This window comes from Bacteroidia bacterium (assembly GCA_039924845.1).
Taxonomy (GTDB): Bacteria; Bacteroidota; Bacteroidia; order DATLTG01; family DATLTG01; genus DATLTG01.
On sequence record JBDTAC010000064.1, the window covers coordinates 1 to 10316 of the forward strand.

9 protein-coding genes are annotated in these 10316 nt (G+C 36.8%); 8 read left to right on the forward strand and 1 reads right to left on the reverse strand.

Annotated elements, in window-relative coordinates; all coding sequences use genetic code 11:
* The first annotated feature begins 1080 nt into the window (after window positions 1-1080).
* From ABIZ51_07025 to ABIZ51_07055, 7 genes are all read left to right on the forward strand, one after another.
* Window positions 1081-1836 carry a hypothetical protein gene (locus ABIZ51_07025; GenBank protein MEO7088525.1) on the forward strand — a complete coding sequence of 252 codons (756 nt, stop codon included), beginning with the start codon at window positions 1081-1083 and terminating at the stop codon, window positions 1834-1836.
* A 624-nt stretch (window positions 1837-2460) separates the two neighbouring features.
* Window positions 2461-4935, forward strand: coding sequence for a two-component regulator propeller domain-containing protein (locus ABIZ51_07030; GenBank protein MEO7088526.1), 2475 nt, complete (start codon window positions 2461-2463; stop codon window positions 4933-4935).
* A 71-nt stretch (window positions 4936-5006) separates the two neighbouring features.
* Window positions 5007-5474, forward strand: coding sequence for a T9SS type A sorting domain-containing protein (locus ABIZ51_07035; protein MEO7088527.1), 468 nt, complete (start codon window positions 5007-5009; stop codon window positions 5472-5474).
* A gap of 62 nt (window positions 5475-5536) precedes the next feature.
* Window positions 5537-6757 carry a T9SS type A sorting domain-containing protein gene (locus ABIZ51_07040; GenBank protein ID MEO7088528.1) on the forward strand — a complete coding sequence of 407 codons (1221 nt, stop codon included), beginning with the start codon at window positions 5537-5539 and terminating at the stop codon, window positions 6755-6757.
* A 181-nt stretch (window positions 6758-6938) separates the two neighbouring features.
* The gene (locus ABIZ51_07045) at window positions 6939-7670 is read left to right on the forward strand and encodes an ABC transporter ATP-binding protein (GenBank protein ID MEO7088529.1); all 732 of its coding nucleotides are present in this window, start codon (window positions 6939-6941) and stop codon (window positions 7668-7670) included.
* Window positions 7667-8215 (forward strand): cob(I)yrinic acid a,c-diamide adenosyltransferase, encoded by a 549-nt coding sequence (locus tag ABIZ51_07050; GenBank protein ID MEO7088530.1) that lies wholly within the window; start codon window positions 7667-7669, stop codon window positions 8213-8215. Before ABIZ51_07045 ends, ABIZ51_07050 begins: the two co-directional genes overlap by 4 nt.
* A gap of 126 nt (window positions 8216-8341) precedes the next feature.
* Window positions 8342-8563, forward strand: a complete 222-nt coding sequence (locus ABIZ51_07055) for a DUF2795 domain-containing protein (protein MEO7088531.1) — start codon at window positions 8342-8344, stop codon at window positions 8561-8563.
* A 71-nt stretch (window positions 8564-8634) separates the two neighbouring features.
* Here ABIZ51_07055 and ABIZ51_07060 read toward each other — a convergent pair whose 3' ends face one another.
* Complete coding sequence (locus ABIZ51_07060; protein ID MEO7088532.1) at window positions 8635-9060, reverse strand: PepSY-like domain-containing protein; 426 nt, start codon at window positions 9058-9060, stop codon at window positions 8635-8637.
* A gap of 175 nt (window positions 9061-9235) precedes the next feature.
* Here ABIZ51_07060 and ABIZ51_07065 point away from each other — a divergent pair.
* The coding region (locus ABIZ51_07065; protein MEO7088533.1) for a hypothetical protein at window positions 9236-10316 on the forward strand (1081 nt) is incomplete at its 3' end.

Genomic DNA, 10316 nt, shown 5'->3' on the forward strand with positions numbered 1-10316 from the left:
TGAGGAAAAATAACGGCATCGGATTGCGAGTAAAATTTTAGCAAAATGAAAGCGTGATGAATTCGGGATTTTCGAGCGTATGCGAGAAAATCACCCGATGAATAGCTTTCAGGAAGCTAAAATGAAATGAGAAATCCAAGCCTTGAATTTTTGGTTCTTTTGAATCAAGTCAAAAGAACATAAGAAAAATGTATTCAATTCCCCATTGTCAATTAACTCCTTCACCTTTGAAGAAGGATTGGGGATGAGGTTGAGGAAAAACAACGGCATCGGATTGCGAGTAAAGTTTTAGCAAAATGAAAGCGTGATGAATTCGGGATTTTCGAGCGTATGCGAGAAAATCATCCGATGAATAGCTTTCAGAAAGCTAAAATGAAAGAAGAAATCCAAGCCTTGAATTTTTGGTTCTTTTGAATCAAGTCAAAAGAACGTAAGAAAAATATATTTCTCTTTATCTTTTTGGCTTAATCCAAAAAGAAACAAAAAAATCAAGAAAGCATAATTCCTCACGCACAAGCAACACGGCATCGTATGCTTTCATTGCCAACACGCGTTCAAAAACATTTTTTAGAAAACACTTTTCAGGAAGCTAAAATGAAAGGAGGAATCCAAGCCTTGAATTTTTGGTTCTTTTTTTTCAAGAAAAAAGAACATAAGGATAATTTATTCAATTGTCCATTGTCAATTAACCCCTTCTCCTTTGGAGAAGGTTTGGAGATGAGGCTGAGGAAAAACAACGGCATCGGATTGCGAGTAAAGTTTTAGCAAAATGAAAGCGTGATGAATTCGGGAAGTTTCGAGCGTATGCGAGAAAATCACCCGATGAATAGCTTTCAGGAAGCTAAAATGAAAGGAGGAATCCAAGCCTTGAATTTTTGGTTCTTTTGAATCAAGTCAAAAGAACGTAAAGAAAATTTATTCAATTCTCCATTGTCAATTAAAGTCATCAGCACATTTTCAAATCAATTTTGCAATATCAATTCACCATAGTCAATTGTCAATTCTTTTTCTACACAATATTTTTTTATTCTTTCCGTTTTCAGAACTATAAATGCAGTATTAATCTAAAAAATAGAAATCATGAAAAAGACACATGAAACAGGCAACGTTAAGAACGTAGCCAATTTGGAAGATTTAATTTCTTTTTGCGAAGGGTACGCAACAGCGTATCAACCCAGCAATGCAAGCATCCAGCTCGCAGCCTTACAAGCCGTGTTGATGGAAGCGCGCAGTAAAATAACGGCTGTAAATACGGCTGCTACGGAGTACAACAATGCAACCAATGAAAGAGTGATGCTTTTTCAGCCTTTGAGAAAGTTTAGCACACGCATTGTAAATGCCTTGGAAGCAACAGGAGCAGCAAAATTAACCGTTGCCAATGCACGAGCCATCGTTCGGAAAATACATGGAACTAAAGCGCATAAAGACAAACACGCAGAAGCTCCACTTGTTCCTGTAGAGGGCATTATACCTGCCCCTGCGGCAAAAGTGATTTCCGCAGCACAAACAAGTTATGATAGCTTAACGGAACATTTTGCTCGTTTAGTAAATCATTTGCAAGCCGAACCTTTGTACACGCCCAATGAAGCGGATTTGAAAGCAGCCGCATTGGATACATTATTCACTACCATGAATACTGCAAACACTGCCGTTATTAACAAAGCAACGGCATTGAGCAATGCACGTATGGCACGAAATCATTTTTTGTACGATAGCAATACTGGAGTGCATCACTTGGTTCAAGAAGTGAAGAAATACATCAAGTCGGTATTCGGAGCAACAAGTCCAGAGTATCGGCAGGTAAGCAAAATCATGTTTACAAAAGTTAGAATCTAAGAACACTTAAAAGCCCTCTCCTAAAAAAAGAGGGCTTTTACTTTACACATCCTACTGTTCAAGTTTTGGAGCAAGCAGCACCAAAATAAAATCAGCTTCCTCGAGGAACAATTGTTGCACACGACTGAACGATTACACAATCTGACTGAGCGATATTGCAATCTTGCTGAACGATCACACAATCTGACTGAGCGATATTGCAATCTCGCTGAACGATATTGCAATCTTGCTGAACGATTACCCAATCTGACCGAGCGATATTGCAATCTTGCTGAACGATTACCTAATCTGACTGAACGATATTGCAATCTCAGTAAACGATTACCCAATCTGACTGAACGATATTGCAATCTCAGTGAACGGTTACCCAATCTGACTGAACGATATTGCAATCTCGGTGAACGATTATGCTCCTGCAAGCAAAAATCTCCCATAAATACACAGATTGAATGCTTGCCCTAATTGCGCTTCGATTATTCGATAAAGTTTTATTTAAAAAAATATTTTTGCATAAGAGGGTTTCAATTCCAATTTCACCAAATTAGGTTTGGATGTTATTATTTCATAAACTTGCTGTTCGATAGCATTTTAGAGAACTACCTTCTCATTCTAAAAATACCAATCATGAAAACAATTTACGTCTTTGCCTTTTCTGTATTGTTTGTTTTCGCTTGCACCCATAAACCTGCAAAAGAAACCAAAAACACGACAAAACTTTTTGCTGCTATTGGTATTAGCCCAAAAGCCGATACACTAAAGCCAACCCGTATTACACTATTAGATACCTGCCCCAAACCCCGTATTATTGCTATACCAACAAAACCGACAAGCTATACACTACAAACCAAAAGCGGAGCAAAAACCATACAGCTTACTGCACCAGAAACTAAGCCAGCCGGTTTTTATACCCCCATGACCACCTACACAGCCGAACAGGGGCTTTATTCTGGAATTGTTTGCGAATACAAAGACAAAAGTGAGAATCTCTGGTTCGGCACGAATGGGGGCGGTGCGAGCCGTTATGACGGGAAATCCTTTAGCACTTTTACCATCGCTCAGGGGCTTGCCAATAACAGTGTTTATAGTATCGTCCAAGACAAAAGCGGGAATCTCTGGTTCGGCACTTATGGGGGCGGTGCGAGCCGTTATGACGGGAAATCCTTCACTACCTTTACAACGGCACAGGGGCTTGCCAATAACACTGTTTTGAGTATCGTCCAAGACAAAAGCGGGAATCTCTGGTTCGGAACCGATGGCGGGGGCGTAAGCCGTTATGACGGGAAATCCTTCAGCACCTATACAACGGCACAGGGGCTTGCCAATAACACTGTTCCGAGTATCGTCCAAGACCAAAGCGGGAATCTCTGGTTCGGCACCAATGAAGGGTTTAGCGAGCTTAAAGGGTACAGCCTCTCTAAATCTCTCCAAAAGAGAGACCAAAAAAGTGAGATGGCAGTTGTTCCTCTTGCGGCAGATAATACTCTTTCCAACACAACTATTGCTGAAAATTATACACCTGTTTTTGAAAAATATAATTTCAGAAACGGTTATCCGGTAAAAGATGTGAATACAAATGCAATGTTTGTTGATAGCAAAGGAATTATATGGGCAGGTACAGGCGATAAATTAGTGCGTTTTGATTACAGCGGAATTCATAAAAACCTTGAGCCGCCTACTGTTATTCTACAGGATATAAAACTGCAAAGTGAAAAGATATGTTGGTACGATTTACAAAATGGAGAGTTGAAAGTGGAGAATGGAGAATTGAAAAAAGAGGATTCATTGGCAATAGTAAATGAAGAAATAAATACAACAGGCAGCGTATTAAATGAGGCACAACGTGATACTATGCGCCAAAAATTTGCAGGTGTTCATTTTGACAGTATTACTCGTTTTTATCCTTTGCCTGAACATTTAGTTTTGCCTTACAAACATAACAACATCACTTTTGATTTTGCCGCTGTTGAACCTGCAAAGCCTTATTTGGTGAGGTATCAATATATGCTCGAAGGCTATGATAAGGACTGGAATCCGGTAACGGATAAAACTACCGCTACTTTTGGCAATATATACGAAGGCACCTATACCTTTAAACTGAAAGCACAAAGCCCAGAAGGAGTTTGGAGCGAGCCTGTAACCTATACTTTTAAAGTATTGCCGCCATTGGAGCGTACATGGTGGGCGTATAGCATCTATATAATTCTTATTGGCGGCTCTCTTTATTTTTTCTTTCGCTGGCGCACAGCCCAACTGCGTAAAGATAAAGAACACCTGGAACAGGTTGTAGTTGAAAGAACTGCGGAAGTGGTACAACAAAAAGCCATTGTAGAAGAAAAAAACAAAGACATTACCGACAGCATTCTTTATGCTTCACGTATCCAGCGGGCTTTGCTAACGACTGATGTTTATATCAGTCGTTCTTTAAACGAACATTTTATTTTATTCAAACCGCGCGATATTGTTTCGGGAGATTTTTATTGGAACTTTTCCGCAAATGGGTTGGTACATATTGCTTGTTGCGATTGCACCGGACATGGCGTTCCGGGTGCATTTATGTCATTGTTAAATATCTCCTTACTCAACGAAACAGTGATAGAAAGAAAAATTATTCGCCCTGATTTGGTTTTAAATGATGTGCGCAAAAACATTATCAAAGCACTGAATTCGGATGATACAGTGACAGAAAGTAAAGATGGAATGGATGCAGTATTTTGTACTTTTGATTTTAAGAATAAAAAATTGCAAGCAGCTTGTGCCAATAATCCGATTTGGATTATCAGCGCACAAGGCGAACTGACAGAAATAAAGCCCGATAAAATGCCGGTAGGCGTTCATTCAAAAGAGCAAAAACTATTTACACTTCAAGAAATAAATTTAACTAAAGGCGATTGCGTTTATCTTTTTACGGATGGTTATGCCGATCAGTTTGGTGGATCAAATGGCAAGAAATTCAAATACAAACAACTGAAAGAATTACTCATTGCCAACGCCTCCAAACCAATGGATGAGCAAAAATTAATTTTTGAAAATGCATTTGAAACTTGGAAAGATAAGTTGGATCAAGTAGATGATGTATTGGTAATGGGCGTAAGGATATAATTGTAATTTCACATATACATCTCAATATGAAATTGTTTCCACTTTCAATAAGTTTATTGTTTTGCTTCCTAATGGAGCAAATTCCTGCCAATGCTCAGAATCACAAGATTGATTCCCTTTATGCTGTTTTAAAAACCGAAAAGGAAGACACCAATAAAGTAAATACCTTAAATGTTTTGAGTGAAAAGCTATGGAGAGCGGGTGTTGTACAAAAATCAGATTCTCTTGCCAATAATGCCTTAGCTTTATCTGAAAAACTAAATTTCCAAAAAGGACGTGCCAAGGCATTTGATTATATCAGTAACATTTACCCAGTGCCAAACAATGGACATTTCGCCATTACATTTACAGGTCTTGGTTATCAATCCATCACTATTTATGATGAAACAGGCAAAAAAATAAGTACACAATTATTGGATGAGAAAAATGTAAACATCTCTCTAAACATTAATTTATCCATGTATCCAAGCGGAATTTATTTTGCACAAATACTTACTTCTCATGGAATAGAGAATAAGAAAATTCTAATTCAGAAATAAAAGCCGCCTTAACTTTTAATACGCTTTAATTTGTATATGTACAACTTAAAAAAACAAACACAATGAACCGAAAATTACTTCTAATCTTCTGGCTTACTACATTAATTTGTGGAAGAATTTCTGCCCAGTGTTCATCTATTTATGGCATTGTTGGAAATGATGGGCCACCTTGGTCTTTGGTTTCGGTAGATAGATATAATGGAGCAATTACTGTACTGGACAGCATATCAAATTTGCAAAGCTTAATTGCATCTACACAAACCATTGAACCTGATAGTAACTTGTACGTTACAATGGGGATTGACAATTCTACCTATCATCATATATATAGTATAAATGTAAATACAGGAGAAGTAATATATCAGCACGTAATGGCTGACTCGAACATTACAGAATTGAATTACGATGTTTATTTAAAAAAAATATTTGCTCTGATGTATTCGGGTAGCAAATGGTACTTGATTACAGTTAACCAATACAACGGCAATATAAATGTTCTTGACAGTATAACGGGTTTACATACCATCTTTGGCTCAACAATGACTTTAGCAGAAGACAGCTCAACCTGTTTTGTATTGGGTTCAGACGCTGCATTTAAACAATGGATATATGCCGTTGACCTCAATACTGGAGCTGAAAAGTACAAAGTCGCCAACGATTCTAATATTTACTCGTTCCATTACGACACCATTACGAAATCTATTCACTGCATTCGAAACTTATTTACAGGCTCAAGCTATAAATGGTTTTTTGAAAACCTAAATCCTTATACAGGAACTGTGCAAGATGTTGATAGTATACCAGGACTAAAAAGTTTTGTGGGATTCACTTCAGCTTTTGCACAAGATAGCGCGAATTATTTTTTTGATGGCATTGATTCCATTTCAGGTTCTCAACAGTTTTATTCAATTAATTCCACAAATGGACAAATTATAAGAAGACCTTTATTAGGTAATGTCAACCTCCAATATTCATCTACTATGTACTTATCTTGTTCAAATCTTGTTACTAGTTTACCAACTTTAAGCACAGATAAAATAAAAATATCTTGTTACCCAAACCCAAATGATGGGCATTTTGAAATGACATTTACTGGATTAGGTTATCAATCCATCACTATTTATAATGAAACTGGTAAAAAAATAACTGAGCAATTGTTGGATGAAAGAAATGTAAACATCTCTCTAAACATTAATTTATCCATGTATCCAAGCGGAATCTATTTTGCACAAATACTTACTTCTCATGGGTTAGAAAATAAGAAGATTCTGATTCAGAAATAAGGAAGCACCACCTAAATCCTCCTTAAAAGGGAGGGAATAACGGATTCTTAATTTAAGTCCTCTCCAATGGAGAGGACTTTTTTCATATTCCCTTCTTCTTCGGAGAAGGGCTGGGGATGAGGCTAAAACAAAACACAATTACCAATTCTTAGGTTTCGTAAATTCAATTATCTTTGTTGCGATGCAGAAACAAGCTATTATTACGCTCAATAATATTGCGAAAACCTACCAAATTGGGACGGAACTGATTTACGCATTGCGTTCCGTTACACTTGATATTTTAAAAAACGAATATGTAGCCTTGATGGGACCTTCCGGGTCCGGAAAATCTACGCTGATGAATATGTTGGGTTGTTTGGACTCACCCAGTAGCGGAGAATATATTTTGAACGGACATGCTGTTTCGAAAATGTTGGATAATGAATTAGCGGAAATCCGAAACAAAGAAATTGGCTTTGTGTTTCAAACATTTAATTTATTGCCGCGTTCTACAGCACTTGAAAACGTGATGCTTCCACTGATTTACGCAGGGTTCAATAAAACCGATCGCGAAAAGCGCGCAAAAGAAGTATTGACGCAAGTAGGTTTGCAAGAACGTATGTTTCACAAACCGAATGAGCTTTCCGGCGGACAAAGACAACGTGTTGCAGTGGCGCGTGCCTTGGTAAATAACCCAGCCATTATTTTGGCGGATGAACCAACGGGAAATTTGGATTCGAAAACATCAATCGAAATTATGGGATTGTTTGAACAAATTCATTCGCAAGGAAATACGATTATTGTAGTTACGCATGAAGAAGAAATTGCGGAACACGCGCATCGTATTGTGCGATTAAAAGATGGTTTGGTGGAATCAGACAACGTAAATTCAAATATCATTACAGTAGAAAAAGAAAGAGGCTTAGTCAAATGAAAATTTATACTAAAACAGGCGATAAAGGACAAACATCCTTGATTGGCGGAACTCGGGTTCCGAAAAACAATGTTCGCATACAAGCTTACGGAACAGTAGACGAATTAAATTCTTTTATCGGCTTGGTACGCGATCAAATTACAGAAGAACACACGCAGAAATTATTGATTGAAATTCAGGATAGATTGTTCACGATTGGCTCGTCCTTGGCAGCAGATCCGAATAAATCTAAAATGAAAATCCCCGATTTAAAAGAAGAAGATATTGTGTTGTTGGAAAAAGAAATGGATGCGATTAATGAAACACTTCCTCCCATAAAACATTTTATTTTGCCTGGCGGACATACCACTGTTTCCTTTTGCCACCTGGCGAGATGTGTTTGTCGCCGTGCCGAAAGATGCACCATTGAACTTGCCGAAACCGAATTTGTTGCCGATTTAGTCATTAAATACCTCAACCGTTTGTCGGATTACCTGTTTGTACTTTCTAGAAAATTAGGGCAAGAGTTAAAAATAAACGAAACTCCTTGGAAACCAAGGATGTAAAATTTTCACGTTTGTTTTGATACAAAAAATAAATTTTTACTTTTGCAAAAAATTAAAAACCCGTTATCGAAAAATAATGGATAAAATATTTTTGATTGCATTATTTTCATAAAAATAAAAAACAATATGTACTGGACATTAGAATTAGCATCCAATTTAGAAGACGCGCCTTGGCCTGCAACGAAGGACGAGTTGATTGATTTTGCCATTCGCTCTGGTGCGCCCATGGAAGTAATTGAAAATCTTCAAGAAATTGAAGACGAAGGTGAATCCTATGAAAACATTGAGGAAATTTGGCCCGATTATCCAACCAAAGAAGATTTCTTTTTTAACGAAGACGAGTATTAGTCTTGCATAAAGCGAAATAAAAAGGCTCTGAAAAAATATTTTTTCAGAGCCTTTTTTTACGATACAAAAAATTAATCACTGTCTTTTTCTTGCACAAAATTACCTTTATCATCAAAAATAATATCCTTGCCCTTTACTTCGGCTTCGTACGTTACTTTGTTGTTGGCATCTGTAATTTTCGATGTTTCTGTAATTTTCATACCAGCACGATTTTTCGCTAAATAATCTTTAGCCGTTTTTGGAAAATCAGCCATTGTAACTGCTCTTTCCGTTTCCAACACATTACCTTGTGCATCAAAAAGTACAGAAGTGCTCACCGCTTTGTACGAAAATTCAGCTTCGTAATTTGCACCTTCTTTTCCCCATTTTACTTTTGTAACATCATGGTAAATTGATTGGAATTTTGTTTTTACCAATTGCGGAACTTCTGTTCCTCTTGCCCAAACAGCAGCACCTGTGATGCCGATGAATGCCATCGCTAAAATAATTTTTTTCATGTTTTTCAGTTTTTTTTATTTGATTTTGGAACAAACTTAAAAACAGAATTTGGATTCTTTTTGGAGCGATACACTCCTCTAAAATGAGTTCGAAAAAGAGCCCTTCGAAAAAATATTTTTTTGAAGCTGCTTTTTTATACTTTTGTTTTTCTTTATAATAAGAGATAGCGGCACAATGGCTAAACCAATTTCGAAAAAACAAGTACGAAAAATAAATCCGACGAAAAGCGGAAGTAAAAACTTGCAGCCAGCCAGTAAATTATTTGAATCCATCGAAAATTGGTTGATAAAACGCGATAAAAAATTATTTTTTGGAATCGCTTTTTTATGTTTGATTTTTTCTGTGTTGTTGTTTCAAGCACGTATCAGCGAAGGCGGAGACGATTCAAATTACATTGAAGCCGGATTCAAATATTCACAACATTTTTTCGGCTACTTTTATACTTACAATGCACCATTATATCCGCTTTTTTTGAGTTTGCCGATTTCCCTTTTTGGCGTAAAATTAGAACTCTTGAAATCACTTTCAGTAGTTTTTAATTTATTGAGTTTGTTCTTTTTTTACAAAGCATTGCACAAACGTATTCCTGCATTTATATTTTTTCCTGTGCTTTTTATTACCGCCATTAATGCGTATTTTCTGTTTTACGCCAGTCAAACTTATAACGAAGCACTTTTCCTTTTTCTGCAATCTCTGTTTCTTTTCTACTTCTTAAATTTGCTTGATGTTATTGAAATTCACGGGGAAGAACTTCGTTCGACATTTAAAAATTGGTTGGCAGTAGGACTTGTTTTTTTTCTGCTAACGCTCGCTAAAAATGTTGCTATCGCAGCACTTGGCGTTATGATTTTATTTTTTGTGATGGAAAAACAATATCGAAATGTGCTGTATTCAATCGGTTCTTTTTTGATGTTTAAAATTCCGTACGAAATTTTGAAATTTATATTGTGGGGGAAAGTCGGACAATATGGTTCGCAAGGTTCTTTATTAATGTTGAAAGATCCGTACAATCCTGCCTTGGGAAAAGAAAATTTGAGTGGATTTATTACGCGTTTTTTCGATAATTCCAACATTTATTTATCAAAACGATTTTTTCAAATACTCGGAATGCGTTCCGATGACTCTACCGATTTGAATGCTTGGCTGGCTTTTTTCGTCGTTGTATTATTGCTTTTCGGCTTGTACCGAATTTATAAATCGAAACACAAAATTTTATTGTTCATTGCGCTGTATACCGCTGCTTTAATGCTAATCT